This is a genomic window from Streptomyces sp. NPDC032822, assembly GCF_055578825.1.
On record NZ_JBVIOL010000019.1, the window covers coordinates 24,585 to 50,898 of the forward strand.

The 26,314-nt window shown below is 71.2% G+C and carries 25 protein-coding genes; 10 read left to right on the plus strand and 15 right to left on the minus strand.

Features of this window, described 5'->3' with window-relative positions:
* Window positions 1-62 precede the first annotated feature (62 nt).
* The 5 genes from afsQ1 to ACZ5VD_RS36365 all read left to right on the plus strand — a co-directional run bounded on the left by afsQ1 (window position 63) and on the right by ACZ5VD_RS36365 (window position 3,862).
* On the plus strand, window positions 63-740 hold the full coding sequence (afsQ1, locus tag ACZ5VD_RS36345) for a two-component system response regulator AfsQ1 (RefSeq protein WP_468547436.1): 678 nt from the start codon (window positions 63-65) through the stop codon (window positions 738-740).
* Window positions 737-2,320, plus strand: coding sequence for an ATP-binding protein (locus ACZ5VD_RS36350; RefSeq protein ID WP_468684749.1), 1,584 nt, complete (start codon window positions 737-739; stop codon window positions 2,318-2,320). The genes afsQ1 and ACZ5VD_RS36350 overlap by 4 nt, the downstream gene beginning before the upstream one ends.
* The gene (locus ACZ5VD_RS36355) at window positions 2,320-2,922 is read left to right on the plus strand and encodes a hypothetical protein (protein ID WP_468547438.1); all 603 of its coding nucleotides are present in this window, start codon (window positions 2,320-2,322) and stop codon (window positions 2,920-2,922) included. The genes ACZ5VD_RS36350 and ACZ5VD_RS36355 overlap by 1 nt, the downstream gene beginning before the upstream one ends.
* Window positions 2,923-3,014: 92 nt before the next feature.
* Window positions 3,015-3,602: a VanZ family protein gene (locus ACZ5VD_RS36360; protein WP_468547439.1), complete on the plus strand. Its 588-nt coding sequence runs from the start codon at window positions 3,015-3,017 to the stop codon at window positions 3,600-3,602.
* A 56-nt stretch (window positions 3,603-3,658) separates the two neighbouring features.
* Window positions 3,659-3,862 carry a PspC domain-containing protein gene (locus ACZ5VD_RS36365; protein ID WP_468547440.1) on the plus strand — a complete coding sequence of 68 codons (204 nt, stop codon included), beginning with the start codon at window positions 3,659-3,661 and terminating at the stop codon, window positions 3,860-3,862.
* A gap of 79 nt (window positions 3,863-3,941) precedes the next feature.
* Here the strand turns inward: ACZ5VD_RS36365 and ACZ5VD_RS36370 are convergent, their stop codons facing one another.
* Both ACZ5VD_RS36370 and ACZ5VD_RS36375 read right to left on the minus strand, forming a co-directional pair.
* Window positions 3,942-4,301: an ATP-binding protein gene (locus ACZ5VD_RS36370; protein WP_468547441.1), complete on the minus strand. Its 360-nt coding sequence runs from the start codon at window positions 4,299-4,301 to the stop codon at window positions 3,942-3,944.
* A 137-nt stretch (window positions 4,302-4,438) separates the two neighbouring features.
* Window positions 4,439-5,602 carry an adenosine deaminase gene (locus ACZ5VD_RS36375; protein ID WP_468684751.1) on the minus strand — a complete coding sequence of 388 codons (1,164 nt, stop codon included), beginning with the start codon at window positions 5,600-5,602 and terminating at the stop codon, window positions 4,439-4,441.
* A gap of 113 nt (window positions 5,603-5,715) precedes the next feature.
* Between ACZ5VD_RS36375 and ACZ5VD_RS36380 the strand changes: the two genes are divergently transcribed.
* A complete protein-coding gene (locus tag ACZ5VD_RS36380; protein WP_468547443.1) occupies window positions 5,716-6,477 on the plus strand; it encodes an alpha/beta hydrolase in 762 nt (253 codons plus the stop codon).
* A gap of 425 nt (window positions 6,478-6,902) precedes the next feature.
* On the opposite strand, the gene ACZ5VD_RS36385 is transcribed toward ACZ5VD_RS36380, so the two are convergent.
* Window positions 6,903-7,856 (minus strand): LysR family transcriptional regulator, encoded by a 954-nt coding sequence (locus ACZ5VD_RS36385; protein WP_468547444.1) that lies wholly within the window; start codon window positions 7,854-7,856, stop codon window positions 6,903-6,905.
* A gap of 63 nt (window positions 7,857-7,919) precedes the next feature.
* Between ACZ5VD_RS36385 and ACZ5VD_RS36390 the strand changes: the two genes are divergently transcribed.
* Together ACZ5VD_RS36390 and ACZ5VD_RS36395 are read left to right on the plus strand one after the other, a co-directional pair.
* Window positions 7,920-9,197, plus strand: coding sequence for an MFS transporter (locus ACZ5VD_RS36390; RefSeq protein WP_468547445.1), 1,278 nt, complete (start codon window positions 7,920-7,922; stop codon window positions 9,195-9,197).
* 289 nt (window positions 9,198-9,486) lie between these two features.
* Window positions 9,487-10,497: a sigma-70 family RNA polymerase sigma factor gene (locus ACZ5VD_RS36395; RefSeq protein WP_468547446.1), complete on the plus strand. Its 1,011-nt coding sequence runs from the start codon at window positions 9,487-9,489 to the stop codon at window positions 10,495-10,497.
* On the opposite strand, the gene ACZ5VD_RS36400 is transcribed toward ACZ5VD_RS36395, so the two are convergent.
* A complete protein-coding gene (locus ACZ5VD_RS36400) occupies window positions 10,381-10,767 on the minus strand; it encodes an STAS domain-containing protein (protein WP_468547447.1) in 387 nt (128 codons plus the stop codon). The genes ACZ5VD_RS36395 and ACZ5VD_RS36400 overlap by 117 nt on opposite strands.
* A 142-nt stretch (window positions 10,768-10,909) precedes the next feature.
* Between ACZ5VD_RS36400 and ACZ5VD_RS36405 the strand changes: the two genes are divergently transcribed.
* On the plus strand, window positions 10,910-11,830 hold the full coding sequence (locus ACZ5VD_RS36405; protein WP_468547448.1) for an AEC family transporter: 921 nt from the start codon (window positions 10,910-10,912) through the stop codon (window positions 11,828-11,830).
* A 79-nt stretch (window positions 11,831-11,909) separates the two neighbouring features.
* On the opposite strand, the gene ACZ5VD_RS36410 is transcribed toward ACZ5VD_RS36405, so the two are convergent.
* The 8 genes from ACZ5VD_RS36410 to ACZ5VD_RS36445 all read right to left on the minus strand — a co-directional run bounded on the left by ACZ5VD_RS36410 (window position 11,910) and on the right by ACZ5VD_RS36445 (window position 21,844).
* Window positions 11,910-13,187 (minus strand): thymidine phosphorylase, encoded by a 1,278-nt coding sequence (locus ACZ5VD_RS36410; protein WP_468547832.1) that lies wholly within the window; start codon window positions 13,185-13,187, stop codon window positions 11,910-11,912.
* Between the two features lie 101 nt (window positions 13,188-13,288).
* On the minus strand, window positions 13,289-13,690 hold the full coding sequence (locus ACZ5VD_RS36415; protein WP_468547449.1) for a cytidine deaminase: 402 nt from the start codon (window positions 13,688-13,690) through the stop codon (window positions 13,289-13,291).
* On the minus strand, window positions 13,687-14,952 hold the full coding sequence (locus ACZ5VD_RS36420) for an ABC transporter permease (RefSeq protein WP_468547450.1): 1,266 nt from the start codon (window positions 14,950-14,952) through the stop codon (window positions 13,687-13,689). Before ACZ5VD_RS36420 ends, ACZ5VD_RS36415 begins: the two co-directional genes overlap by 4 nt.
* Complete coding sequence (locus ACZ5VD_RS36425) at window positions 14,949-16,079, minus strand: ABC transporter permease (RefSeq protein ID WP_468547451.1); 1,131 nt, start codon at window positions 16,077-16,079, stop codon at window positions 14,949-14,951. The genes ACZ5VD_RS36420 and ACZ5VD_RS36425 overlap by 4 nt, the downstream gene beginning before the upstream one ends.
* On the minus strand, window positions 16,079-17,746 hold the full coding sequence (locus tag ACZ5VD_RS36430; protein ID WP_468547452.1) for an ABC transporter ATP-binding protein: 1,668 nt from the start codon (window positions 17,744-17,746) through the stop codon (window positions 16,079-16,081). Before ACZ5VD_RS36430 ends, ACZ5VD_RS36425 begins: the two co-directional genes overlap by 1 nt.
* Window positions 17,747-17,954: 208 nt before the next feature.
* On the minus strand, window positions 17,955-19,004 hold the full coding sequence (locus tag ACZ5VD_RS36435; protein WP_468547453.1) for a BMP family lipoprotein: 1,050 nt from the start codon (window positions 19,002-19,004) through the stop codon (window positions 17,955-17,957).
* Window positions 19,005-19,299: 295 nt separating this feature from the next.
* Window positions 19,300-20,358, minus strand: a complete 1,059-nt coding sequence (locus ACZ5VD_RS36440; RefSeq protein ID WP_468547454.1) for a BMP family lipoprotein — start codon at window positions 20,356-20,358, stop codon at window positions 19,300-19,302.
* A 265-nt stretch (window positions 20,359-20,623) separates the two neighbouring features.
* Complete coding sequence (locus tag ACZ5VD_RS36445) at window positions 20,624-21,844, minus strand: M20 family metallopeptidase (protein ID WP_468684752.1); 1,221 nt, start codon at window positions 21,842-21,844, stop codon at window positions 20,624-20,626.
* 269 nt (window positions 21,845-22,113) lie between these two features.
* Here ACZ5VD_RS36445 and ACZ5VD_RS36450 point away from each other — a divergent pair, with 269 nt between their 5' ends.
* Window positions 22,114-22,773: a class I SAM-dependent DNA methyltransferase gene (locus tag ACZ5VD_RS36450; protein ID WP_468684755.1), complete on the plus strand. Its 660-nt coding sequence runs from the start codon at window positions 22,114-22,116 to the stop codon at window positions 22,771-22,773.
* Between the two features lie 101 nt (window positions 22,774-22,874).
* Here the strand turns inward: ACZ5VD_RS36450 and ACZ5VD_RS36455 are convergent, their stop codons facing one another.
* From ACZ5VD_RS36455 to ACZ5VD_RS36465, 3 genes are read right to left on the minus strand one after another with little or no spacing between them, the layout of a single operon-like run.
* The gene (locus ACZ5VD_RS36455; RefSeq protein ID WP_468547457.1) at window positions 22,875-23,969 is read right to left on the minus strand and encodes a hypothetical protein; all 1,095 of its coding nucleotides are present in this window, start codon (window positions 23,967-23,969) and stop codon (window positions 22,875-22,877) included.
* A gap of 41 nt (window positions 23,970-24,010) precedes the next feature.
* On the minus strand, window positions 24,011-24,949 hold the full coding sequence (locus ACZ5VD_RS36460) for an N-acetylneuraminate synthase family protein (RefSeq protein WP_468547458.1): 939 nt from the start codon (window positions 24,947-24,949) through the stop codon (window positions 24,011-24,013).
* A gap of 14 nt (window positions 24,950-24,963) precedes the next feature.
* Window positions 24,964-26,199: a cytidylyltransferase domain-containing protein gene (locus ACZ5VD_RS36465; RefSeq protein WP_468684758.1), complete on the minus strand. Its 1,236-nt coding sequence runs from the start codon at window positions 26,197-26,199 to the stop codon at window positions 24,964-24,966.
* Window positions 26,200-26,314 lie beyond the last annotated feature (115 nt).

A 26,314-nucleotide genomic window follows, 5' to 3' on the forward strand; every position in this document is an offset into this window, starting at 1 on the left:
GTTCGGGGCCGGAGAAATACAGGTGTCGCAGCCCCACCCCGCCATGGGCCAGAATGAGCCCCGTGCCTTCCCTGTTGCTGATCGAGGACGACGACGCCATCCGTACGGCCCTGGAACTGTCTCTGACGCGCCAGGGTCACCGGGTTGCCACCGCTGCCACCGGCGAGGACGGTCTGAAGCTGTTGCGCGAACAGCGGCCGGATCTGATCGTGCTGGACGTGATGCTGCCCGGTATCGACGGGTTCGAGGTGTGCCGGCGCATCCGGCGCACCGACCAGCTGCCGATCATTCTGCTGACCGCGCGCAGCGACGACATCGACGTGGTGGTCGGGCTGGAGTCCGGCGCCGACGACTATGTCGTCAAGCCGGTCCAGGGACGGGTGCTCGACGCCCGGATCCGGGCCGTGCTGCGGCGCGGTGAGCGGGAGTCGAACGATTCGGCCGCGTTCGGCTCGCTGGTCATCGACCGCGCCGCCATGACCGTGACCAAGAACGGCGAGGACCTCCAGCTCACCCCGACCGAGCTGCGCCTGCTGCTGGAACTGAGCCGGCGGCCCGGACAGGCCCTGTCCCGGCAGCAGTTGCTGCGGCTGGTGTGGGAGCACGACTACCTGGGCGACTCGCGGCTGGTGGACGCCTGTGTGCAGCGGCTGCGCGCCAAGGTGGAGGACGTGCCGTCCTCCCCGACCCTCATCCGGACCGTGCGAGGCGTGGGTTATCGGCTGGACAGTCCTCAGTGACCCCAGCGCAAGGAGGGCTCGGCGGCTGGACCGCGGCCCGCAAGGGAACCTGGTCACGGCTGCGCTTCACCAGCCTGCGACTGCGACTGGTCCTCGTCTTCGGGCTGGTGGCGCTGACCACCGCCGTGTCCGCGTCCGGCATCGCCTACTGGCTCAACCGCGAGGCGGTGCTCACCCGCACCCAGGACGCGGTGCTGCGCGACTTCGAGCAGGAGATGCAGAACCGCGCGGGCGCGCTCCCGGCCAACCCCACCCAGGACGAACTGCAGCACACCGCCGGCCAGATGGCGAACAGCAGTCAGCGCTTCAGCGTGCTGCTGGTCGCCGAGGACGGGAACGGCAAGGCGGTGTACGGCAGTTCCGGCGCGCTCAACGGCTTCTCGCTCCAGGACGTGCCCGTCTCCCTGCGCAAGGCGGTGAACAAGGAGCAGCAGGTCGACTCGACCAACAAGTACGCGTACCACCTGTACTGGCAGCGGGTCGTCACCGACGGCACCCCCTATCTGGTGGCCGGCTCGAAGGTGATCGACGGCGGCCAGAGCGGCTACATGCTCAAGTCGCTGGAGCCCGAGGAGAAGGACCTCAACTCCCTTGCCTGGTCGCTCGGTATCGCCACCGGCCTGGCGCTGATCGGGTCCGCGCTGCTCGCGCAGGCCGCCGCCACCACCGTGCTGAAGCCGGTGCACCGGCTCGGGGTCGCGGCCCGGCGGCTCGGGGAGGGGCGTCTGGACACCCGGCTGCGGGTGTCGGGGACCGATGAACTCGCCGATCTGTCCCGGACGTTCAACAAGACGGCCGAGGCGCTGGAGAAGCGGGTGGACGACATGACCGCGCGGGAGAACGCGTCCCGGCGGTTCGTGGCGGACATGTCGCACGAGCTGCGGACGCCGCTCACCGCCATCACCGCCGTGTCCGAAGTGCTGGAGGACGAGCTGGAGTCGGGCGGCATCGACCCGATGGTCGACCCGGCGGTCCGGCTCGTGGTCAGCGAGACCCGCCGGCTCAACGACCTCGTCGAGAACCTGATGGAGGTCACCCGCTTCGACGCGGGTACGGCCCGGCTGGTCCTGGACGACGTGGACGTCGTCGACCAGCTCACCGCGTGCATGGACGCGCGGGCCTGGCTGGACGCGGTGGACCTGGACGCCGAGCGGGGCATCCACGCCCGTCTCGACCCGCGCCGCCTGGACGTCATCATGGCGAACCTGGTCGGCAACGCCCTCAAGCACGGGGGTTCGCCGGTGCGGGTCGCGGTGCGGGAGTGCGACGAGGCGGGTGGGGAGGTCGTCATCCGGGTGCGGGACCACGGACCCGGCATCCCCGAGGACGTCCTGCCGCACGTCTTCGACCGCTTCTACAAGGCCAGCGCCTCCCGGCCGCGCTCCGAGGGCAGCGGTCTGGGCCTGTCCATCGCCCTGGAGAACGCCCACATCCACGGCGGCGAGATCACCGCGGCGAACTCCCCCGAGGGCGGCGCGGTGTTCACCCTGCGGCTGCCCCGGGACGCCTCGGCGCTCATGGAGGAGCGGGACGAGCGGGACGAGGCGAAGACCGCCGCGAAGGCCAAGGGGAACGCCTGATGAACGTACGACGCCTGTTGGCGCTCCCCGTGCTCGCCGCGCTGCTCACCGGGTGCGGGATCCGGGCCACCGAGGTGCCGACCGACTTCGGTCCCGCGCCCTCCCGGGTGCGCTGTGCGCTGTCCGAGCCGGACGTCTCGACCCAGACCTCGCTCGGGCTGCCCGTCCAGGTGTTCCTGCTGTGCGGTTCCTCGCTGGTGGCCGTCGACCGGACCGTACGGGTGCCGGACGGTACGGCGGACTCCGAGCGGCGCGTGCTGGTGGCCCAGGGGCTGCTGGACGAGCTCGCCGCGACGCCCTCGGCCGCGGAGAAGGAGGCCGGGTACACCACCGACGTGCGCGGCGGGATGACGGTGAGCGGGCCGCGCCGCGGGGACCCCGAGGACGCGCTGCGCCTGAGCACCTCGCCCGGCGACCTCACCTCGTACTCCCTCGCCCAGCTCGTGTGCACCTTCTCCGACTCGGCGGCGGCGGAGGGCGACGGCTCCGTCATCGTCGGCGGCCCCGGGAACGGGCTCCTGCGCCGCTACGAGTGCACGGACGAGGTCCGCTCCCGGCCGGGCAGCTCGGAGCCGCCGTCCGGCGTCGTGGCGGGCGCCTGAGGCCCCGAGAGGGGGCCGTGTGGCGGACGCCTCACTGTGGTGTGGGGCGGTTTCCCGGAACCGTTCGTGCCGGAGGCCGCGTCTAGGGGGTCGTGCAGCGTCAAGGCTCCATCGGCGGCAGCGCCGCGATCCGCATCCGTGTGACGGGAGGTGTCCTCCTCGTCGCACATCTCGCGTTCGTCGCCTGGTTCACGCTGCGTCCGCTCGACGTCCCCTGGGTGTTGCCGCCCAACCTGCATCCGCTGGCCGGCATCCGGGCGGATGTCGCGCTCGGCTGGCAGGAGGCCCTCCGGCGGATCGCCGAGGGGCTCGCGCTGCTGGCCCCGCTCGGCGTGCTGCTCCCGATGGCGCACGGCAGGCTCACCGTCTCCCCGCTCGCCTCGCTGCTCCGCACGATGGCGGCCGGCGCCCTGATCTCCCTGGGCATCGAGCTGCTCCAGACCAGCGTGCCCGGACAGGTCGTCGACATCGACTCGCTGCTCCTGAACACGGTGGGTGTGGCGCTCGCGCACGCGGCCCTGGTGCCCGTGGCCCGTACCGGGATCCGCCGCAGGGCGGAGCGCGTCCTGCGGCGCTCCGTCCGTCCGGAGGAGGCGTCTCAGGGTCGGACCCCGACGATTCCCAGGGTCGGGATCGCACCGTGGAGCGACGCTTTGCCCCCTTCGTCTCCGTACCGTTGAGGGCAGATGAGGCAGCCGCACGGGCCGCCTCCGCCGTAGCTCACGAAGGAGCCGCAATGAACCGCCTTGCCCGCCCCACCAACGGCCGCATGATCGGCGGAGTGTGCGCAGCGCTGGCTCGGCGCTTCGGCACCTCCGCGACCACGATGCGCGTGATCTTCGTGGTGTCCTGTCTGCTGCCGGGCCCTCAGTTCCTGCTCTACATCGCGCTGTGGATCCTGTTCCCGTCCGAGGGCAAGGCCGCGCGCACGGCCTGGTAGTCGGCCGCACCGCATGCCGGTGGGGCGCACCCCGTGTCCAAGGGGTGCGCCCCACCGGCGCGTTCGGAGGCGGTGCGGGTCAGCCGAGCGGGATCCCGTTCACGGGCAGACCGTGGGTGGGCAGGCCGGCGCCGCCGATGGGCAGTCCGCCGAGGAGGCCGGCGACCGGGGCGGTCGGGCCCTCGGCGAGCACCTTCTGCGCGACCGGCTGCGCGGCGGCCACGCTCGTGGTGAGCGCCGGCTGCGCCTGGGACAGCGCCTCGCCGGCCCCCGGCAGCGCCTTGGTGACGTTCTCCGCCGGCAGCGTCCGGGTGAGACCGCCCAGGGCCTGGGTGGCGTCCGGGACGGCCGGGGCGGCGTTCGCGGCACCCGCACCGGCGGCGGCGAAGGCAGCACCGAGAGCGGCGACACCGAGGGTCTTGACAGCAGACTGCTTCATGAAATGCGTCCTTGAATGGGATGCGGGGATGTGAGCGGTCCACGACCGTAAACACGCAAAGCCGCCCGCCGCAAACATCGAAATGCGGACGGATGGTGAAAACCCGCCCGCATTCCGGGACACCGGATTTCGCCGGATCAGCCGTCCGTAGCCACAGAACCGCTGGTGGAGGCGGCTTGCTTGAACAGCCATTCGGATTTCAGCTCGGCATATCCGGGCTTCACGACGTCATTGATCATCGCGAGTCGTTCATCGAAAGGAATGAACGCTGATTTCATCGCATTGACGGAGAACCACTGCATGTCGTCGAGCGTATAACCGAACGCCTCGACAAGGTGCTCGAATTCCCGGCTCATGCTGGTGCCGGACATCAGGCGGTTGTCCGTGTTCACGGTCGCCCTGAAGTGCAGCCGGCGCAGCAGTCCGATCGGGTGCTCGGCGTACGAGGACGCGGCCCCCGTCTGGAGGTTGGAGCTGGGACACAGTTCCAGCGGGACGCGCTTGTCCCGGACGTACGAGGCGAGCCGCCCGAGCTTCACCGAGCCGTCCTCCTCGACCTGGATGTCGTCGATGATGCGCACCCCGTGGCCGAGCCGGTCGGCGCCGCACCACTGGAGGGCCTGCCAGATGGACGGCAGCCCGAAGGCCTCGCCGGCGTGGATGGTGAAGTGGTTGTTCTCGCGCTTGAGGTACTCGAAGGCGTCGAGGTGCCGGGTGGGCGGGAAGCCGGCCTCGGCGCCCGCGATGTCGAACCCGGCGACGCCCTGGTCGCGGTACCGGTTGGCGAGTTCGGCGATCTCCAGAGCGCGAGCGGCGTGCCGCATGGCGGTGAGCAGGGCGCCGACGCGAATACGGTGGCCGTTCTCCCTGGCCCGCCGCTCCCCTTCCCGGAAGCCCTCGTTGACGGCCTCGACGACCTCTTCGAGGCTCAGCCCCGCGCTCAGGTGCTGCTCGGGCGCGTACCGCACCTCGGCGTACACGACACCGTCCTCGGCGAGGTCCTCGGCGCACTCGGCGGCGACCCGGAACAGCGCGTCCCGGGTCTGCATCACGCCGACGGTGTGCGAGAAGGTCTCCAGGTACCGCTCCAGGGAACCGGAGTCGGCGGCCTCCCGGAACCAGACGCCGAGCTTGTCCGGGTCGGTCTCCGGGAGTTGGGCGTACCCGGTCTCCCGGGCGAGGTCGACGACCGTGCCGGGCCGCAGCCCGCCGTCGAGGTGATCGTGCAGCAGAACCTTGGGCGCCCGGCGGATCTGGTCCGAGCTCGGGGTGTTTCCCATCGGGGCAGTCTGGCTCGTCATTTCCGCACTCTAACGCCTACGCGCGTAGATCGCTCGCTGTACGAAATCGTCGATACGTAACGGTGACCGCCCGGACCGGTGGCGTACACCCGGGCTTCTGAGACTGTTCTGTCATGGCACAGCAAGCGACGCCGGTTCGCACGGCCCGGCTGGGACGGGCACTGGGGCCGGAGCCGACGGCGGTGAGCGGGGTGGTGCTGCTGCTCCCCGGTGGCGACGAGGTCTCCAGCCGCAGGCCCTCATCGATGATGGCGACCGCGTCCGTAAGGGCGTTGGGACGGCGACTGGCCCGCGCGGGCCGGGGGGAGGGGCTGGCCGCGCATGTCGTCCACTACCGCTATCGCGGCTGGAACGGCAGCGAGGCGCATCTGGCCCACGACGCGTCCTGGGCGGTCGAGGAGACGGTTCGGCGCTACGGCGACGTCCCCGTCTGTCTCGCCGGGGTCGACATGGGCGCCCGCGCGGCGATGCGGGCGAGCGGGCACGAGGCCGTCAACTCCGTGGTGGCGCTCGCGCCCTGGCTGCCGGAGGACGACGTGGCCGCCTCCCCCGAACCGGTGAAGCAGCTCGTCGGCCGCCAGGTGCTGCTCGTACACGGCACGAACGACGAACGCACGGATCCCGAGCTGTCGTTCCGGCTGGCGGTGCGGGCGAAGAAGGCCAACCGGGACGTGTGCCGCTTCGAAGTGCACTCCGACGGCCACGGGTTGCAGCAGCACCGGGCCGAAGTCCACGCGCTGACCGAGGACTTCGTGATGGGGACCCTGTTCGGCCAGGTGCTCTCCCGTCCGGTCCGCGACGCACTGGCGGCGCCACCGCCGCTGGGACTGCGGATGCCGCTCGCGTCCGGGTTCGGGCGGTCGCTGCGGCGGTGAGGTTCCGGGGCCTGGGGGCGGCGAGCCCTCGGGGTCGGGGGTCGGTGAGCCCCGGGGGCGGGCGGTCGGAGGGTCCTCGGAGTCAAGGGGGCGGCGAGCCCTCGGGGTCTGGGGGCGGTGGGTCCTCGGGGTCGGGGGCGGTGGGTCCTTGGGGGCGGAGGGTCCTCGGAGTCAGGGGGCGGTGAGCCTTCGGAGTCGGGGGTCGATGGGTCCTCGGGGTCGGGGGGCCGGTGCCGTGGTGGCCTCCGGCCGACCCGGTCGGGCGCGCAGAACGATCAGGTGGCTGACGGGAGTTGTGGCGCGCTCGTCAGCGGGGCGGCGAGGCCGTCGGCCCGCGGGTCGGGCCTCTGGGCCGGTTCTGCGCCGGTTCTGGGCCTCACCCGCTCTGGGGCTGCCCTGGGCCTGCTCCGGGCCTGCTCTGGCGTTCAGCCCGGCAGCAGGTTCCCCCGTCTCGACAGCAGGAACTTCTTGAACGCGGCGACCGGGGGTGTGTCCGGGTGGCCGTCGAGCCAGGCCACGCCGATCTCGCGGGCCGCGCGCGGGGCGGTGACCGTCAGTTCCACGACTCCCGGGCGGGGCACGGCTGGTGGGGGCAGCAGGGCAACCCCGAGGCCCGCCGCCACCAGGCCGCGCAGGGTCTCCGCCTCCTCCCCCTCGAAGGCGATCCGGGGCCTGAAACCGGCCTCCTCGCAGAGGTCGTCGGTGATGCGGCGCAGGCCGTAACCGGGTTCCAGGGTGACGAAGGTGTCGTCGGCGGCCTCGGCGAGGCGGATACGCCGGCGGGCGGCGAGCCGGTGGTCGGCCGGGACGACCAGGCGCAGCTTCTGTTCGTCGAGGCGGAGGGCGACGAGGTCGGGGGCGTCCGGGACGGGAGAGGTGAGGCAGAGATCCAGTTCGCCCGCGCGCAGCCGCTCGATCATCGCCTCGCCGTAGTTCTGGACGAGGCTGAAGCGGACCCGGGGATGGTCGGCGCGGAAGGCGTGCAGGAGGCCCGGGACGGTCTCGGCGCCCATGGTGTGCAGGAAGCCGAAGGCGACCTTGCCGGTGGCCGGGTCGGCGTCGGCGCGGACCTCGTCGGCGGCGCGTCCGATCTCGGCGAGGGCCCGTTCGACGGAGCCGAGGAAGGTGCGGCCGGCGGGCGTGAGGGAGACCGTACGGCCGCGGCGGGCGAACAGGTCGACGCCCAGGTCCTGTTCGAGCCGGACCATCGCCCGGGACAGGGTGGACTGCGGGACCTGCATCTCCTGCGCGGCGCGCGTGACGTGCTCGGTGCGGGCGACGCCGGCGAAGTACGCGAGGCGGGGCGCCAGCAACATCACCATGTCTTCTGTGTCACCGGACGGTGACAGGCGAGCGTGTGACCTCTGCTGATGCTTCATGGGAACGATTATGGCGATTCCATGCATTGGACGGATCACCGGACGCGTCCGTACTTTCGAAGCATGTCTCCCGCAAGTACCGGGGCGTCCACCGTTCTGGACGCCACCTCCCCCGCCCCCGTCGCCGACACCCGTATGGTCCCGGGCGGTCCCGGTTACCGCCGGATGAGCTTCGCCCTCTTCCTCGCCGGGGTCGCGACCTTCGCCCTCCTCTACTCCACCCAGGCCCTGCTGCCGCTGATCTCCGGCGACCTCGGGGTGGCGGCGAGCGAGGCGAGCTGGACGGTGGCGGCGGCGACCGGTGGGCTGGCGCTGTTCGTGCTGCCGATGAGCGCCCTGTCGGAGCGCTTCGGCCGCCGTACGGTGATGACGGCCTCGCTGGCGGTCGCGGTGACCGTCGGGCTGCTGGTCCCCTTCGCACCCTCGCTGACCTGGCTGGTCGCGCTGCGCGCGGTCCAGGGCGCGGCGCTGGCCGGGCTGCCGGCCTCGGCGACGGCCTATCTCGCGGAGGAGGTCACGCCGAAGGCGCTGGTCACCGCGATCGGTCTCTTCGTCGCGGGCAACAGTGTCGGCGGGATGAGCGGCCGGGTCATCACCGGCTGGGTCGCGCAGGAGTGGGGCTGGCGGGTCGCCGTCGGGGTGATCGGTGCGCTCGCGGTGGCCTGCGCGGTGGCCTTCCGGCTGCTGCTGCCCGCCCCGAAGCACTTCGCGCCCGGTTCGCTCCGGCCGCGGGTGCTGGCCCGCACGGTCCGCGACCACCTCGCCGACCCGCTGCTGCGGCGGCTGTACGCGATCGGCGCCCTGTTCATGACGGTGTTCGGCGGCGTCTACACGGTGATCGGCTACCGCCTGACCGAGGCCCCGTTCGGCCTGCCCCAGGGCATCATCGGCTCGGTCTTCCTCGTCTACCTGGTGGGTACGGTGTCGGCGTCCACGGCCGGACGGCTGGTGGGCCGCCTCGGCCGGCGCGGTGCGCTGTACGCGGCGGGCGGTACGACGGCGACGGGTCTGCTGGTGTCCCTGTCCGGTTCCCTCCCACTGGTCCTGCTGGGCCTGGTCCTGATCACCGGGGGCTTCTTCGCGGGGCACGCGGTCGCCTCGTCCGCGGTCAGCAAGACGGCGACGAAGGGGCGGGCGCAGGCGTCGGCGCTGTACCAGTCGGCGTACTACATCGGGTCCAGCGCGGGCAGTACGGTCGGGGCGGTGGCGTTCCACGCGGGGGGCTGGGGCGGCACGGTGGGTGTCGGCCTGCTGGCGGTGTTCGGCGTCGTGGCGATCACGGTCCTCGGCACGAGGGCGGCGCGAGTCGCCGCACGACGAGAGCTCCTGCCGGCCCACTGACGTTCCTCGCCCCCGCCGCCCTTTCCCGTCCCGTCCCTGGGGGCTGCCGCCCCCAGACCCCCGCTTCGGCCCCGAAAGGGCCTCGTCCTCAAACGCCGGACGGGCTGGAATCAGCCCCTCCGGCGTTTGAGGAGCGAGGGTCCGGGGGCTGGCCCCCGGGTCGGGACGGGAAGGGGCGGTGGGGGCGTTCATCCACTCGGCACGCCATTGTCAGTGCCCTGCGATAGCTTCGAACGTGCTGGGCGCAATGAGGCGTGCGGGCAGGAACGGCCACAGGGGTGGGTGGACGATGAGCGACACATTGACAACGGATCTCGATGTCCGGCTGGAGAAACACCGGACCGAGCTGACGGGCTACTGCTATCGGATGCTCGGCTCCTCCTTCGAGGCCGAGGACGCGGTGCAGGACACCATGGTCCGGGCCTGGCGGAGCTACGAGAAGTTCGAGGGCCGCTCCAGCCTCCGCTCCTGGCTCTACCGCATCGCGACGAACGTCTGCCTGGACATGCTGACGGCCGGCAACAAACGCGCCCGGCCGATGGACCTGACGGACTCCACGCCCCTCGCGCAGGCCGCGCTCTCCCCGCGCCCGGACCACACCTGGCTGGAGCCGATGCCGGACGCCCGCGTGCTGCCCACGACCGAGGACCCCGCGGAGGCGGCCGTCGCCAAGGAGTCGGTGCGGCTCGCGTTCATGGCCGCGCTCCAGCAGCTGCCCGCCAAGCAGCGCGCGGTGCTGATCCTGCGCGAGGTGCTGGCGTGGAAGGCGAGCGAGGTCGCCGAGCTGCTCGACACCTCGGTCGCCTCGGTCAACAGCGCGTTGCAGCGGGCCCGGGCGACGCTCGCCGAGCGGGAGCAGCGCGGCGCGGACGCTGCCGTCTCGGACCCGCTGGACGACGAGCAGCAGAAGCTCCTGGACCGCTATGTGGCGGCCTTCGAGGGCTATGACATGGCGGCGCTGACGGCCCTGCTGCACGAGGACGCCATCATGACGATGCCGCCGTTCGACCTGTGGCTGACCGGCACCTCGGACATCACCGGCTTCATGACGACGCTCGGCGCGCCCTGCGCGGGCTCGCGTCTGGTGCCGGTGCAGGTCAACGGCCTGCCGGGCTTCGCGCAGTACAAGCCGGACCCGGAGTCGGGCGGTTTCACCTCGTGGGCGGTGCAGGTTCTGGAGATCTCAGAGGGGCGGATCACCGGGTTCCACTGCTTCCTCGACACCCAGCGCTGGTTCCCGCTGTTCGGGCTGCCGCTCCGTCTCGAAGCGGAGGCCGACCAGGTCGAGGAGGGCGTGTAGGGCCGGGTCGGGGTCGCGCAGCCGGATCCGGCCCCCGGCCCGCCGGGCGGTGAGCTCCAACCGCGCGAGCAGGTCGACGGTGCCGAGGCCCGGTGGTCCGAGCCCTCCGACATCGCACACCACTGTCCGGGCCCCACCGTTCTCCAGCAGCGCCCGTACGTCGTCGCACAGCCCGGTCACCTCGTCCTTGGTGACGGGGCCGGCCAGCGTGAGTACAGCGGGTGTCATGGCGTCCACGAGCGGTAGACCGGTGGGGCGGGCGTAACTCATCGCGTCCGGCGTCCTCCCCTGCGGTCCGCCGACCGGGATCACATTGACCTGCCGCCCTCCTTCCCCGGAGGGTTGCCTGTATGCCCCACATATCGACGCCGCCCTGGACACCGCACGTCTTCCTCACGTCTGAGGAGGCCCCGTGCAGGGAGTGCTGACGGGCTTCGCGGTGATCGCCGTCGTGATCGGCGTCGGTTACGCGATCGGGCGGGCCGGTCATCTCGGGGAGCACGGCCGTGAGGTGCTGACCAAGCTGGCGTTCCACGTGGCCTCGCCGGCCCTGCTGTTCACCACGCTGGCCCGGACCGACCTGTCGGTGATCTTCTCCAGCCGTCTGCTGGTGACCGCGCTGAGCACGGCGGCGGCAGCGGGCGTGTTCGTCACGGTGGGGGTTGCCCGTGGCTGGGGAATCGGCCGTACGACGATCGGCGCGCTGTGTTCCAGCTACGTCAACTCGGGCAACCTCGGCATCCCGATCGCCGTGTACGTGCTGGGGGACGCCTCGCTGGTGGCGCCGGTCCTGCTGTTCCAGCTCCTCGTCCTCACCCCGGTCGCGCTGACGGTCCTGGACCTGTCGGGCCCGGGTGGGAAGGGTCCGCTGTGGCGGCGGCTGCTGACGCCGTTGCGCAATCCGATCGCGGTGGGTTCGCTGGCCGGGGTCGTGGTGTCGGCGAGCGGGCTGCGGATCCCGGCGCCGGTCATGGACCCGCTCACCCTGATCGGCAACATGTCCGTCCCGGCGGTCCTGCTCGCCTTCGGTATCTCCCTGTGCGGCAGCGCGATGCCGGGCCGGGGTCCCGACCGTGGGCTCGTCCTGCTGTCGGTGGCGTTGAAGGCGGTGGGCCAGCCCGCGGCGGCCTGGGCGCTGGCGGCGGGGGTCTTCGGCCTGCGCGGCGCCCCGCTGCTCGACGTGGTGGTGACGTCGGCCCTGCCGGCCGCGCAGAACCTGTACGCGTACGCGTCGAGTTACGGGGTCGGCGAGCGGCTGGCGCGGGACTCGATCCTGGTGTCGACGGTGCTGGCGGTGCCGGTGCTGGTGGTGATCGCGGCGGTACTGGGCTGACCGCCGCCTGCGCCGGGCACGGCGAACGGGACCGGCGCGGGTCTGCCGGTCCCGTTCACACGGATGAGGAGCGTCCGGGTCAGGCGATGCGCTCCCGTACCACCGGCGAGGCCGTGAAGTCCGTGCCCGGCGCCGCGATGTCGTAGGAGCCCTCGACCGACTGGAGGGCGTACGCGAAGCGGTCGGGGGTGTCCGTGTGGAGGGTCAGCAGGGGCTGGCCCTCGGTGACCGTGTCGCCGGGCTTGGCGTGCATCTCGACGCCCGCGCCCGCCTGCACCGGGTCCTCCTTGCGGGCGCGGCCGGCGCCCAGGCGCCAGGCGGCGACGCCGATGCCGTAGGCGTCGAGACGGGTGAGGACGCCGGAGGCGGGGGCCTTGACGACGTGCTGTTCGCGGGCCACCGGCAGGGCGGCGTCCGGGTCACCGCCCTGGGCCGCGATCATGCGGCGCCAGACGTCCATGGCGGAGCCGTCGGCGAGGGCCTTGGCCGGGTCGGCGTCCTTCACGCCGGCCGCGTCGAGCATCTCGCGGGCCAGGGCCAGGGTCAGTTCCACGACGTCGGCGGGGCCGCCGCCCGCCAGGACCTCCACCGACTCGCGGACTTCGAGGGCGTTGCCCGCCGTGCGGCCGAGGGGGGTGGACATGTCGGTGAGGAGGGCGACCGTCCTCACTCCGTGGTCGGTGCCCAGACCCACCATCGTGGAGGCCAGTTCGCGGGCGTCCTCGATGGTCTTCATGAAGGCGCCGGTGCCGACCTTCACGTCCAGGACCAGGGAGCCGGTGCCCTCGGCGATCTTCTTCGACATGATCGAGGAGGCGATCAGCGGGATCGCCTCGACCGTGCCGGTGACGTCCCGCAGGGCGTAGAGCTTCTTGTCGGCGGGGGCCAGGCCGTCGCCCGCCGCGCAGATCACCGCGCCCGTCCCGTCGAGCACGGACAGCATCTCCTCGTTGGAGAGCAGGGCCCGCCAGCCGGGGATCGACTCCAGTTTGTCGAGGGTGCCGCCGGTGTGGCCGAGGCCGCGGCCCGACAGCTGGGGGACGGCCGCGCCGCAGGCCGCGACCAGCGGGGCGAGCGGCAGGGTGATCTTGTCGCCGACACCGCCGGTGGAGTGCTTGTCCGCGGTGGGGCGGGAGAGCGCCGAGAACTCCATGCGCTCGCCGGAGGCGATCATCGCGGCCGTCCAGCGGGCGATCTCCCGGCGGTTCATGCCGTTGAGGAGGATGGCCATCGCGAGCGCGGACATCTGCTCGTCGGCGACCTCCCCGCGGGTGTACGCGTCGATGACCCAGTCGATCTGCTCGTCGCTGAGTTCACCGCGGTCCCGCTTGGTGCGGATCACGGAGATGACATCCATCGACAACAACGCCATGGCTTGGCTTCCTTCCGAAAAGCATGCGGAAACCGCGCGGCCCCCCGAGTGGCCGAAGTGGGCAACTCTGAGGGGCCGCACGGGAGTTACTTGGTGAGATGCCCCGGCCCGAAGGCCTGCGGCAGCATCTCGGAGAGCGGCAGGACGCCGTCCGGGGTCTCCAGGATCAGGTCGGGGCCGCCGAACTCGTACAGCAGCTGACGGCAGCGGCCGCACGGGACGAGGATCTCGCCGTGGCCGTCGACGCAGGTGAAGTGCGTCAGCCGGCCGCCGCCGGTGTTGTGCAGCTCCGAGACCAGTCCGCACTCGGCGCACAGGCCGAGGCCGTACGAGGCGTTCTCGACGTTGCAGCCGGAGACCGTCCGCCCGTCGTCGACCAGGGCCGCCACGCCGACCGGGTAGCCGGAGTACGGGGCGTACGCCCGCGACATGGCGTCCCGGGCAACCGCGCGCAGCCGCTCCCAGTCGACCTCGGCGGGGGAGGTCACTTGCCCTGCCCCTTCCGGTACGGCATGCCGTCCGCCTTCGGCATCCTCAGGCGCTGGGCGGACAGGGCGAGCACGACGAGCGTGATGACGTACGGCGTCGCGGAGACGACCTGGTTGGGAACCTCGTTGGTGCCCGCGTACCAGGCGAACACCAGGGCGCCGACGACGAAGGTGATCGCGGCCTGGACGTACTTCTTGCGGAGCGCGATCCAGACGGCGCCGATGAGCAGCAGCAGGGCGCCGAGCAGCAGCAGCGCGTGGACGTTCTCGGAGCCGCCGCGCAGGTTGAGGCTGTCGGTGTAGCCGAACAGGCCGGCGCCGATGGCGAGTCCGCCCGGCATCCAGTTGCCGAAGATCATCGCGGCGAGGCCGATGTAGCCGCGACCGCTGGTCTGGCCCTCCAGGTAGAAGGGGTTGGCGACGATGGCGAGGAAGACACCGCCGAGGCCGGCCAGGCCGCCGGAGATGATCACGGCGAGGTACTTGTACTTGTAGACGTTGACGCCGAGGGACTCGGCCGCGACCGGGTTCTCGCCGCAGGACCGCAGCCGCAGCCCGAAGGCGGTCCGCCACAGGACCCACCAGGTGCCGGGGATCAGCGCGACGGCGATCAGGGTCAGCCAGGACACGTTGGTGACCAGGCCGCCGAGCAGGCCGGCGATGTCGGAGAGGAAGAACCAGCCCTTGGCGTTCAGGTCGGTCAGCGCGTCCGACAGTCCCGGCACGGTGAAGTGGCCGAGGGAGTCCACCGGCGGGGACTGCTTGGCCGAGCCGCCCTGGTGGCCCTCGAAGGCGAGCGGGGCGAGGTAGCGGGTGGCGCCGAGGGCGAGGATGTTGATGGCCACACCGGAGACGATGTGGTTGACGTTGAAGGTGACGGTGACGATCGCGTGCAGCAGGCCGCCGATCGCGCCGCCGAGGATGCCGACCAGGACGCCCGTCCAGGGGCCCCACTGGAAGCCGGCCCAGGCACCGAACCAGGTGCCGAGAACCATCATGCCTTCGAGGCCGATGTTGACGACGCCCGCCCGCTCGGCCCACAGCCCGCCGAGACCGGCGAGGCCGATGGGGACGGCCAGTTGGAGCGCGGTGGACATCTGGCTGACGTTGGTGATGCCGTCGGCGCCGGTGATGATGCGCACGAGCGAGGTCAGCGCCAGGGCGCCGGCGATGACCAGCAGCAGCACCTGGAGGGACATCCGGCGGCCGGTCGGCGCCGCGGGCTGCAGCGTGGGCTGGTTGAGGTCGGTCACGGTGGTCATCGGCCGGCCACCTCCTTCTTGACGTTGGTGTCGGCGGTGGCACCGATGACATGACCCGCGGCGAGTTCCGCGCCCACCCGGCGCTGCTGACGGCGCAGGCCCCACTCGCGTACGGCCTCGTAGGAGACGACCACGGAGAGGACGATCAGGCCCTGCATGATGACCGCGATCTCCTTGTCGTAGTCGTGGAAGTCCAGTTCGGGCGAGGCCTTGTCGAGCCAGGCCCACAGCAGGGCGGCGAAGGCGATGCCGACCGGGCTGTTGCGGCCGAGCAGGGCGATGCCGATGCCGAGGAAGCCGATGCCGGTCGGGAAGTTCAGGTTGTAGGTGTGCGCGTCGCCGAGCAGGATCGGCAGACCGGCGAGACCGGCGAGACCGCCGGAGAGCAGCATCGCGGTCAGCACCATGCGCTTGGGGTCGACGCCGCTGGCCGCCGCGGCGGACTCGGAGGCGCCGGAGGCGCGCAGGTCGAAGCCGAAGCGGGTGCGGTTGAGGACGACCCAGTAGCCGATGCCGAGCAGCACGGCGAGGATCACCAGGCCGTAGATCTCACCGGCGTCGCCCATGTTGATGCCGGGCACCCAGCCGGACGCGTGCATCTCGCCGGTGGTGCTGTTGTTGCCGACCTTGACGCCGAAGACGCTGGGCAGCCACAGGTAGGCGATGACGGAGCTCGCGATGGCGTTCAGCATGATCGTCGCGACGACCTCGCTGACCCCGCGGGTGACCTTGAGGACACCGGCGATGCCGGACCAGAAGGCGCCGGTGAGGACGGCGGTGAGGAGGAGCAGCGGGATCTGCAGGACGGCCGGGAGGTTGGCGTGGGCGCCGACGACGGCGGCCATCATGGCGGCGAGCTGGTACTGGCCGTCGACGCCGATGTTGAACAGGTTCATCCGGAAGCCGATGGCCACCGCCAGCGCCGCGATGTAGTACATCGAGGCCTGGTTGATGATCAGGACCTGGATGTCGGAGAACGTGGCCTGCTCGAACATGATCGCGAACGGCTCGACCGGGCTCTTGCCCGAGGCGATCAGCACGATCGCGCTGAGCACGAAGGCCACGGCGAGCGCGATGACCGGTCCGGCCACCGCGAGGAGCACGCGCTCCCTGTCGAACTTCTTCATCAGCGGGCCTCGTCTTCCGGAGACTTCGGAGACGTGCGGGTCTCGGGAGTCTCGGGGGTGTCTGCCGGGTTCTCGGCGTGCTCTTCGAGCGCTGCCTCTGCTTCGAGCTGCTCTGCTTGCAGCTGCTCTGCCTCTTCGAGCTGCTCCGCGAGTTCCTCGTTCTCCAGGTGACCGGTGGCGGCGCCGGTCATGGCCGAGCCGAGTTCCTCCGGGGTGATGGTGGCGGGGTCGGCGTCGGCGACCAGCTCGCCGTTGTAGATCACGCGGAGGGTGTCGGACAGGCCGATCAGCTCGTCGAGGTCGGCGGAGATCAGCAGGACGGCGAGTCCCTCGCGGCGGGCCTCGCGGATGTGGTCCCAGATCGCGGCCTGGGCGCCGACGTCCACACCCCGGGTGGGGTGGGCGGCGATCAGGAAGCGCGGCTTGTGGGTCATCTCGCGGCCGACGATCAGCTTCTGCTGGTTGCCGCCGGAGAGGGAGGCGGCGGTGACGTCGATGCCGGGGGTGCGGACGTCGTACTCCGCGACGATCCGGCGGGTGTCCTCCTGCGCGGCCTTCGGGTCCAGCCAGACGCCCTTGGCGTTGGGCTTCTCGGTGACATGGCCGAGGATGCGGTTCTCCCAGAGGGGGGCCTCCAGGAGCAGGCCGTGGCGGTGCCGGTCCTCGGGGATGTAGCCGATGCCCTGCTCGCGGCGCTTGCGGGTGGGCCAGCCGGTGATCTCCTCGTCGATCAGCCTGATCGTGCCGGAGTCGGCGCCCTTGAGGCCGATGAGCGCGTCGACCAGTTCGGTCTGGCCGTTGCCCTCGACGCCGGCGATGCCGAGGATCTCGCCCTCGTGGATGGTGAAGGTGATGTCGTCGAGGAGGGCCTTGCCGCCGGGCGCCTCCAGGCGCAGCCGGTCGACGGTGATGACCGGGCGGTCGGTGACCGTGGACTCGGCGGTCTCGGGGGTGGGCAGTTCGCTGCCGACCATCATCTCGGCGAGCTGGCGCGGGGTGGTCTCGGCGGGGACCGCGGTGCCGACGGTGGTGCCGCGGCGGATGACGGTGATCTCGTCGGCGACGGAGAGGACCTCGCCCAGCTTGTGCGAGATGAAGATGACCGACAGTCCCTCGGCCCTGAGTTCGCGGAGGTTGGCGAAGAGCGCGTCCACCTCCTGCGGTACGAGCACGGCTGTCGGCTCGTCGAGGATCAGGGTGCGGGCGCCGCGGTAGAGGACCTTGAGGATCTCCACGCGCTGGCGGGCGGCGACACCGAGTTCCTCGACCAGGACGTCGGGGCGTACGTCGAGGCCGTAGCGCTCGGAGAGGTCCTTGATCTTGCGGCGGGCCCTGCCGCCGATGCCGTACAGCTTCTCGCTGCCGAGGACGACGTTTTCGAGCACCGTGAGGTTGTCGGCCAGCATGAAGTGCTGGTGGACCATGCCGATGCCGCGGACGATGGCGTCGGCCGGGGAGGAGAAGGCGACCTGCTCGCCGTCGATCGCGATGGTGCCCTCGTCCGGCTTCTGCATGCCGTAGAGGATCTTCATCAGCGTCGACTTGCCGGCCCCGTTCTCGCCGACGAGGGCGTGGACGGTGCCCTTGCGGACGGTGAGGTGGATGTCGTGGTTGGCCACGACGCCCGGGAAACGCTTGGTAATCCCGGCGAGTTCGACGGCGGTCACCTGACCGTTGACCGCCGCGTCGGCCGGAGGGCTGCTGGACGCGTTGATGGCGCTCTCCTGTGGAAGGGGGTCGTCTACGCGCGTAGCGCCCCTACGGCATCGAAAGGGGCCGACGCACCGCTGACAACGGGGTACGGGGAGACAGCCTCCCCGTACCCCGTTGAGCGGACGTAACCCCGCGGTTACACGCTGCTCAGGGTGTGTTTCTTCAGCTGCTCTTGACCTTGATCTCGCCGCTGATGATCTTCTCCTTGGCCGTCTTGACAGCGTCCTGGAGCTCGGTGTTGTCCGCGAACTTCGGGTTGGAGTTCGACAGACCGACCTCGCCGGTCTTCAGATCGCCCCTGACGATACCGGTCTCGGGCTTGCCGTCCTCGACCGACTTCGCCAGGTTGTACACCGCCTTGGCGACGTCCTTCATCGCCGAGGTGAGGATCGAGTCCTTGTACTTCCCGAGGGCTTCCTGCTGGTACTGGTCGGAGTCGACACCGATCGCCCAGACCTTGTTCGCGGCGGCGGCCTCGATGACGCCCTGACCGGAGAGACCGGCCGCCGCGTACACCACGTCGGCCTTCTTCTCGATCTGGCCCTCGGCGGCCGTCTTGCCCTTGTCAGGACTGGAGAAGCCACCCTCCTCCGCGGTCTGCGTCAGGTACTGCGAGAGCACCTTGACCTTGGAGTCGGTGTCCTTGACACCCTGCTCGAAGCCCGCCTGGAACTTGTGGATCAGCGGGATGTCCACGCCGCCCACGAAGCCGACGACGTCCGTCTTGGTGCTCTTGGCCGCGGCGACACCGGCGAGGTAGGAGGCCTCCTCCTCGGAGAAGACCAGGTCCGCCACGTTCTTCGCCTCGACGGTGGAGTCGTCGACGATGCCGAAGGTGGTGTCCGGGAACTTGGCCGCGGCCTCCTTGACGGCCGGCGCGTACGCGTAGCCGATGCCGATGACCGGGTCGTAGCCCTGCTTGGCGAGCGACTCCAGACGCTGCTGCTTGTCGGCGTCGGTCTCGCCCTCGGTGGGCTCCAGGTCGGCCGTGGTGTAGCCGAACTCCTTCTTCGCCTCCTCCAGGCCCGCGTACGCGGCGTCGTTGAAGGACTGGTCGCCCTTGCCGCCGACGTCGTACGCGATGGCGAGACCCTTGTCGCCCTTCGACTCCGAGGACGAGCTGGAGGTCGAGGTACCGCCGCAGGCGGCGAGAGCGAGGGCCAGGGAGGCGGTCGCTGCGCCTGCGACCGTGATCCGGGAAATCCGGCGCATGTGTGGTGCTCCTGTCGTACGGCGCCGGTCTGTTCGGCTTACGGCGCTGGGCTTCGCCGCAGATTAACGCGCGTAGACCTGCCTGAAAACCCCTTCTGTCCACCTTGTTATGCGGCCGTGGCCAACTCGACGGCCCCTTTACTCGCGGGCTTGCCGACCGCAAACGGAGCGTGGCAGCCGGTGACCGGCGCCGACCATGCCGAAGCGGGCGGGCACTCCTGGGCGCCCGCCCGCTTCGTTGCGCTTCATACCGTTCGGTGCGGTTTCGCCCGTTCGGGCGGACCGCTCGGCGTGACTACTCGGTCTTGACCTTGATGGTGCCGTCGATGATCGCCGCCTTGGCCTTGGCCACGGCCGCGGACAGGCCCGAGATCTTCGCGAACTCCGGGTTGCTCTCGGCCAGGCCGACGCCGTTCACCTTCAGGTCGAAGGTCTGGGTGCCGGTCAGCGGCTTGCCCTCCTCCACGGACTTGGCCAGCGAGTACACCGCACCGCCTACGTCCTTGAGCGCGGAGGTCAGGATGTAGCTCTTGTACGACGCCAGGGCGGCCTGCTCGTACTGGTCGGAGTCGACACCGATCGCCCAGACCTTTGCCTTGGCGGCGGCCTCGATGACGCCCTGACCGGAGAGACCGGCCGCCTGGTAGACGACGTCGGCCTTCTTCTCGATCTGGCCCTCGGCGGCGGCCTTGCCCTTGTCGGGGCTGGAGAAGCCGCCCTCCTCCGCGGTCTGCGTCAGATACTGCGAGATGACCTTGACCTTGCCGCCGCTGGTGTCCTCGACGCCCTGCTTGTAACCGGCCTCGAACTTGTGGATCAGCGGGATGTCGACGCCGCCCACGAAGCCGACGGTGTTGGTCTTGGTGGCCTTGGCCGCGGCGACACCGGCGAGGTAGGAGGCCTCCTGCTCGGCGAAGACGAGGGAGGCGACGTTGTCGCCCGCGACGACGGAGTCGACGATGCCGAAGGTGGTGTCCGGGTACTTCTTGGCCACCGCCTCCATCGCCGGGCCGTAGGCGAAGCCGACGCCGACGACCGGGTTGTAGCCCTGCTTGGCCAGCGAGGACAGCCGCTGTTCCTTGTCGGCGTCGGTCTCGCCCTCGGTGGGCTCCAGGTCGGCCGTCTTGTAGCCGAACTCCTTCTTCGCCTTTTCGAGGCCGGCGTACGCGGCGTCGTTGAAGGACTGGTCGCCCTTGCCGCCGATGTCGTACGCGAGGGCCAGCCCGAGGCTGCCCTTCGACTCGCTGCTGTCGCTGCTGCCGCTGTCGGTGCTGGTGCCGCCGCAGGCGGATGAGGCGAGCGCGAGCGACGCGACCCCCACCGCGACGCGGGTCAGGCTGGATATCCGACGCATCTGAAGTTCCCCATTCTCCAAAGCCCCGCAGTGGGTGCTCAGTTCGGCGCAGAGTAACGCGCGTAGACACTCCTGGGAACGGGGTTTCGGCTGGCCGTTATCCATTCGTGCCGATGGCCGGTTACGTCCTGGTGAACCACCGGACCAAAGGGTGCACGCGGGACACTTTGGAACACGCGCCCAGACTCCCCCCACCCCGCCCCGGCCGCAACCGGAGCGGGGGTCACACCCTGATATCGAACGGAGCGGCCCGGGGTGCCGGGCCCTAGCGTCCGGCGTCGATCAGGGCGGCGGCCGTGAAGAGTTCCACGCCGACCGCGATCGCCGACTCGTCGGCGTCGAAGTCGCCCTGGTGGAGGTCACGGACCGTGCGCTCGCCGGGGGTGCGGACGCCCAGGCGGGCCATGGCGCCGGGGACGTGCTGGAGGTACCAGGAGAAGTCCTCGCCGCCCAGGCTCTGCTCGGTGCTCTCGACCGACTCGACGCCCCGGCGGGCGATCATGGCGTCCCGGACCAGCTCGGTGACGTCCGGGTCGTTGACGACCGGCGGGACACCGCGCACGTAGTTGATCTCCGACTTGGCGCGGTGCAGGTTGGCGACCTCGTCGATCGCGGCGACCACGATGTCCGGGGCCTGCTTCCAGGCGTCGATGTCCAGGCACCGCACGGTCCCGGAGAGCTCGGCGTGCTGCGGGATCACGTTCGGGGCGTGGCCCGACTCGATGCGGCCCCAGGTCACGGCCAGTCCGGCGCGGGTGTCGACGCGGCGGGCGACCAGCGCGGGCACGTCGACGACGACGCGGGCGGCGGCCGTCACGAGGTCGGTCGTCAGGTGGGGCCGCGCGGTGTGGCCGCCGGGGCCGCCGAGGGAGATCTCCAGGCGGTCGCAGGCGGAGGTGATGGCGCCGGTACGCAGCCCGATCTTCCCGGCGTCGACCCGGGGGTCGCAGTGCACGGCCATCATCCGGCCGACGCCTTCGAGCACGCCGCAGTCGATGGCGTCGGCGGCACCGCCGGGCAGCACCTCCTCGGCGGGCTGGAAGATCAGCCGCACGGGCCGGGGCAGCAGCCCGCGCCGGTGCAGGTCGGCGAGGACCAGCCCGGCGCCCAGCACCACGGTGGTGTGCACGTCGTGGCCGCAGGCGTGCGCGCGGTCCGGCACGGTGGAGCGGTAGGCGCACTCGGTCTTGGTGTCGGGGATGGGCAGGCCGTCGATGTCGGCGCGCAGGGCGAGCACGGGCCGCCCCTCGTCCCACTCGCCGATGTCACAGACGAGCCCGGTGCCGACGGCGAGCACGCGCGGCTTCAAGCCGGCCTTTTCGAGCCGTTCCTTGATCGCCGCGGTGGTGCGGAACTCCTGGTTGCCGAGCTCCGGGTGCATGTGCAGGTCACGGCGGAAGGCGACGAGCTCGGCACGGAGCGCCTCGGGCAGCACACCGGGAAGCGCGGCTTCCCCGGCGGCGTCGGCCTCGGACTCTAGCGACATCAATTGCTTCACCCTCTGAAGGGTAGGACGCCCGGGTGGTCAACTGACCCTCGATCAACAAAAGTTCAACCCGATAGGGGAAGAAAATCTGATCGCCGGACGCATATGTACCGTTCGGGGTGGGTACACTCGGCCGACTTTGCGACCGGGTGACTGCCGTGAGGCACCCGACCCCTTCCTCCACGGATACCACGCCGCGCCCGGAAGAGGCCGATCTGTTCACCTGTCGGGACTCTTCCCCCGCGGCCGGTGCTCTAGGGTGCGGCAGCGTGAGTGCACAGGACCCCGGGTTCATACAGGCCGCCCGCAGCTCGTACGACGCCATCGCCGACGCCTACAGCGCGCGCCACCCCGACGGGCTCGGGACCAGACCGCTGGAGTCCGCCCTGGTCACGGCCTTCGTCGAGCTGGTGCGCGAGACCGGTCCGGCCCCTGTCGCCGACCTCGGCAGCGGGCCCGGCCATGTCACCGCGCGGCTGCACGCGCTCGGGCTGCCGGTCTTCGGCGTGGATGTGTCGCCCCGGCTGGTGGAGCTGGCCCGCCGGGCCCATCCCGGGCTGCGCTTCCACGTGGGTTCCCTGACCTCGCTGGATCTGCCGGACGGGACGCTCGGCGGGATCTGCGCCCTGTACTCGATCATCCATGTGCCGGACGAGGAGTTGCCCGGGATGTTCGCCGAGTTCCACCGGGTCCTGGTGCCGGGCGGGCACGTCCTGCTCGTCTTCCAGTCCGGGGACGAGGAGGGCCGGCTGCACCTGGCCGAGCGCTTCGGCGAGGTGGTCTCGCTCGACTACCACTGGCGTACGCCGGGGACCGTGGCGCACCACCTGGAGAAGGCCGGCCTCCGCCTCCAGGCCCGGATGCTGCGTGAGCCGTACGAGGAGGAGACCCGCCCGCGCGCCTTCGTGCTGGCGAGGAAGCCCCTCTGACAGCCGGGCGGCGTCCTTCGGGGCCTCGCGTCGGCCGCGTCGGCGAGGGGAGCGCCTTCCGAGCCGCGCGCTGCGCTCCTCGGGGTGCCCGTCCCCGCGGGCTACACCGCGCCGCTCACCGACGGCAGCCGGTGGACGTCCTTGGCCGTTCCCGTCACGCCGGACAGGAAGCCCTGGGCCCGGGGTGAGGCGTGCTCGGTGAGCCAGGCGGGGTCGATGTCGCAGACCGCGACGCGTACCTCCGTGCCGGCCAGGGCGAGGGGCAGGGTGTGGACGACGGTCGAGGGGAAGCTCAGGATCGTCCGGCCGACCGGGCCGCGCCGGGCGATCAGCTCCAGCGGAAGGTCGGGGCGGACGATCTCCAGGCCGGTCTCCACGGCCAGCCGGTGCAGTTTCTCGGTGCTCTCGCGGCGGTGCGCGAAGTAGCGGGTCGCCCCGTGGGTCCTGGCCAGCGAGCGGACGGCCTCCAGGTAGTGGTCGGCGTCCACCACCCCGGTCTCCACCAGCGAGGTGCCGACCAGGTCGGCGCCCTTGGTGAGGCGGGGCGGGCCGAAGCGGGAGCGGGTCCAGGCGAAGGTGTGCGCGGTGACCGTGACGCCCTCCGGTGTCTCCTCCATCGGCATGGAGGAGAAGATCTCCACCCGGCGGCTCCCGTTCGGCGTCAGCCGCCGGCGGGCCACCGACGACACCGGCGCGAAGAGCAGGTCGCGGGGGCCGGGGCGGCCCCCCTTGCGGTGCCAGCGGACCAGGCGTTCGCCACCGGCGAGTTGGGCGACGAACTCCATGGTCGCGGTGCCGTCGTCGACGACGACGAGGTCGCGGGCCCTGGTGATCGTCAGGAGCAGCTGGACGTAGCGGGAGAACGGGTCGCCCAGGACGATCCGTTCGGCCCGCCGCAACATCCCGGCCAGGCCGCCGATGGTGTGGAACGGGGCCATCGCACCACCCCGCGCCTCCTCCCAGCGGACCGCGTGGCCCTCCTCGCGGGCGAGTTCGGACATACGGCGCAGCTGGCCGCGGGTCATGGGGTCGATCGGGGAGAGGACGACGAGGGTGAGCCCCGCGCCGGGCGGCGCCTGGTCGTGCTCGGGCGGGCGCGCGTGCGCGTGCGCCCACTCCAGCACGTTCAGCAGTTGGACCGGACTCTCCACGAAGGCGAGAGTGCGGGGGCCGGCGGACCCGGCGCGGCGGCTCATCTACGTACGACCGTCCCGTCGTAGGAGGATCCGGAGGTGGTTCAGACCGAGACCGGCTCGCCCGCCGCCGCCGCGATCTCCGCCTCGGCGACGACACCGCTGACGCGGCGCAGCTTCTTCATCGGGCCGAGCTCGGACTCGTAGACCTTCTTGACGCCGTCGCCGAGGGAGGCCTCGATGGTGCGGATGTCGCGGACGAGGCGGGTGAGGCCCTGCGGCTCGACGGAGGCGGCCTGGTCGGAGCCCCACATGGCGCGGTCGAGGGTGATGTGACGCTCGACGAAGGTGGCGCCGAGGGCGACCGCGGCCAGCGTGGTCTGCAGCCCGGTCTCGTGGCCGGAGTAGCCGATCGGGACGTTCGGGTACTCGGCCTGGAGGGTGTTGATGACCCGCAGGTTGAGTTCCTCGGCCTTGGCCGGGTACGTCGAGGTGGCGTGGCAGAGAAGGATGTTGTCGCTGCCCAGGACCTCGACCGCGTGCCGGATCTGCTTCGGCGTCGACATGCCGGTGGAGAGGATGACCGTGCGGTGGGTGTCGCGCAGGGAGCGCAGCAGCTCGTCGTCGGTCAGGGACGCGGAGGCCACCTTGTGGGCGGGGACGTCGAACTTCTCCAGGAAGGCGACGGCCTCGGTGTCCCACGGGGAGGCGAACCAGTCGATGTTCTTGCTCTTGGAGTACTCGTCGATCTGGCGGTACTCGTCCTCGCCGAACTCCACGCGGTGGCGGTAGTCGATGTACGTCATCCGGCCCCAGGGGGTGTCGCGCTCGATGTCCCACTGGTCGCGCGGGGTGCAGATCTCGGGGGTGCGCTTCTGGAACTTGACGGCGTCGCAGCCGGCTTCGGCGGCGGCGTCGATCAGCTTGAAGGCGTTCTCCAGCTCACCGTTGTGGTTGATGCCGATCTCGCCGACGACGTAGACGGGGTGGCCGGGGCCGGCGGTCTTCGAACCGAACGTGCGCAGGCGGGAGTTGGTGCTCATGGCAGGAACTGTCCTTACTTGTTGAGGGAGTCGAGAGAGGGGCCGAGGATCCAGCTGGCGATCTCTCGGATCGCGCCGTCGCCACCGGGGACGGTGGTGACCGCACGTGCGGCGCCGCGGACTACGTCATGGGCGCTCGCGACCGCCACCGGCCAGCCCACGAGGGCGAAGCAGGGGAGGTCGTTGACGTCGTTGCCGACGTAGAGCACGCGCTCCGGCGCGATGCCCTGCTCCTCGCACCACTGCTTCAGTGCGAGGTCCTTGCGGTCGATGCCGTGCAGGACCGGGAGCCGGAGCTTCCGGGCCCGGGCGGCGACGACCGGGTTCTGCTCCGTGGAGAGGATCAGCATGTCCAGGCCGCTGTCGCGCAGCGCGGCGATACCGAGGCCGTCTCCGCGGTGCACGGAGACGAACTCCTTTCCATCGGCGTCGATCAGCACCCGGTCGTCGGTCTGGGTGCCGTCGAAGTCCAGGACGACCGCGTCGATGTCGGCGGCGGTCGGGAGGGCGCCGGGGCGGTCCGCGTCGAACAGCGGCGCGAGGGCCCGGGCGCGGGCCAGTTCGTGCTGGTCGTCGATCTCCAGCACCCGGGCGGGGTCGGTGCGCACGAGGTCGGTGCGGCCGAAGAAGCGGTGGCGGTGCTCGCGGAAGCCGGCCGCGTCCATCGCGTAGGCGGCGCCGGTCTCCAGGAGGTCCTGGGGGCGGTCCTGGCGGCGGGGGCGGAAGGACTTGTCGTGGTTGACGCCGTGCCCGCCGTCGGTGTCACCGGAGTCGTCGCCGTCCCGCCAGACGAAGCCGTGGAAGGGGGCCACGGTCACGGCCGTGTCGGCGCCGTTCTCGACGACGGCCGCGGCGACCCCGTCCACGTCCTCGCGGACGATGAAGGGGCTGGTGCACTGCACGAGCAGCACCACGTCGACGACCGCGCCGTGCAGGGCCTCGTGGGTGTCCATGGCGTGCAGCACCGCGGCCTCGGAGGTCGCCGTGTCGCCGGCGATGGCGGCGGGACGCAGCACGACCTCGGCGCCGGCCTGGCGGGCCGCGGTGGCGATGGCCTGGTCGTCGGTGGAGACCACGACGTCCGTCACCAGGCGGGTGGCGCGGCACTCGCGGACCGCGCGGGCCACCAGCGGGACACCGCCGACGGGGGCGAGGTTCTTGGCGGGCACGCCCTTGGAGCCGCCGCGTGCGGGAATCACCGCGAGCACCCGGCGCACCGAGGCGCCTTGGCCCGCTTCCGGATGGGACATGGGATCTACTCCTTGAGCGGGGACCGGGCAGTCGGTGGCGGCCGGGCCGCCTGCGAGGGTCTGGCGGTCCGCGGGGACCGAACGGTCCGAGAGGGGCCGGCCGCCCAGGGAGGCC

Coding starts and splice junctions, on each gene's coding strand:
- ACZ5VD_RS36355 (WP_468547438.1), top strand. CDS start 2,320: ATGAACGTACGACGCCTGTTGGCGCTCCCCGTGCTCGCCGCGCTGCTC.
- ACZ5VD_RS36365 (WP_468547440.1), top strand. CDS start 3,659: ATGAACCGCCTTGCCCGCCCCACCAACGGCCGCATGATCGGCGGAGTG.
- ACZ5VD_RS36370 (WP_468547441.1), bottom strand. CDS start 4,301: ATGAAGCAGTCTGCTGTCAAGACCCTCGGTGTCGCCGCTCTCGGTGCT.
- ACZ5VD_RS36375 (WP_468684751.1), bottom strand. CDS start 5,602: ATGACGAGCCAGACTGCCCCGATGGGAAACACCCCGAGCTCGGACCAG.
- ACZ5VD_RS36380 (WP_468547443.1), top strand. CDS start 5,716: ATGGCACAGCAAGCGACGCCGGTTCGCACGGCCCGGCTGGGACGGGCA.
- ACZ5VD_RS36385 (WP_468547444.1), bottom strand. CDS start 7,856: ATGAAGCATCAGCAGAGGTCACACGCTCGCCTGTCACCGTCCGGTGAC.
- ACZ5VD_RS36390 (WP_468547445.1), top strand. CDS start 7,920: ATGTCTCCCGCAAGTACCGGGGCGTCCACCGTTCTGGACGCCACCTCC.
- ACZ5VD_RS36395 (WP_468547446.1), top strand. CDS start 9,487: ATGAGCGACACATTGACAACGGATCTCGATGTCCGGCTGGAGAAACAC.
- ACZ5VD_RS36400 (WP_468547447.1), bottom strand. CDS start 10,767: ATGAGTTACGCCCGCCCCACCGGTCTACCGCTCGTGGACGCCATGACA.
- ACZ5VD_RS36410 (WP_468547832.1), bottom strand. CDS start 13,187: ATGGATGTCATCTCCGTGATCCGCACCAAGCGGGACCGCGGTGAACTC.
- ACZ5VD_RS36420 (WP_468547450.1), bottom strand. CDS start 14,952: ATGACCACCGTGACCGACCTCAACCAGCCCACGCTGCAGCCCGCGGCG.
- ACZ5VD_RS36425 (WP_468547451.1), bottom strand. CDS start 16,079: ATGAAGAAGTTCGACAGGGAGCGCGTGCTCCTCGCGGTGGCCGGACCG.
- ACZ5VD_RS36435 (WP_468547453.1), bottom strand. CDS start 19,004: ATGCGCCGGATTTCCCGGATCACGGTCGCAGGCGCAGCGACCGCCTCC.
- ACZ5VD_RS36440 (WP_468547454.1), bottom strand. CDS start 20,358: ATGCGTCGGATATCCAGCCTGACCCGCGTCGCGGTGGGGGTCGCGTCG.
- ACZ5VD_RS36445 (WP_468684752.1), bottom strand. CDS start 21,844: ATGTCGCTAGAGTCCGAGGCCGACGCCGCCGGGGAAGCCGCGCTTCCC.
- ACZ5VD_RS36455 (WP_468547457.1), bottom strand. CDS start 23,969: ATGAGCCGCCGCGCCGGGTCCGCCGGCCCCCGCACTCTCGCCTTCGTG.
- ACZ5VD_RS36460 (WP_468547458.1), bottom strand. CDS start 24,949: ATGAGCACCAACTCCCGCCTGCGCACGTTCGGTTCGAAGACCGCCGGC.
- ACZ5VD_RS36465 (WP_468684758.1), bottom strand. CDS start 26,199: ATGTCCCATCCGGAAGCGGGCCAAGGCGCCTCGGTGCGCCGGGTGCTC.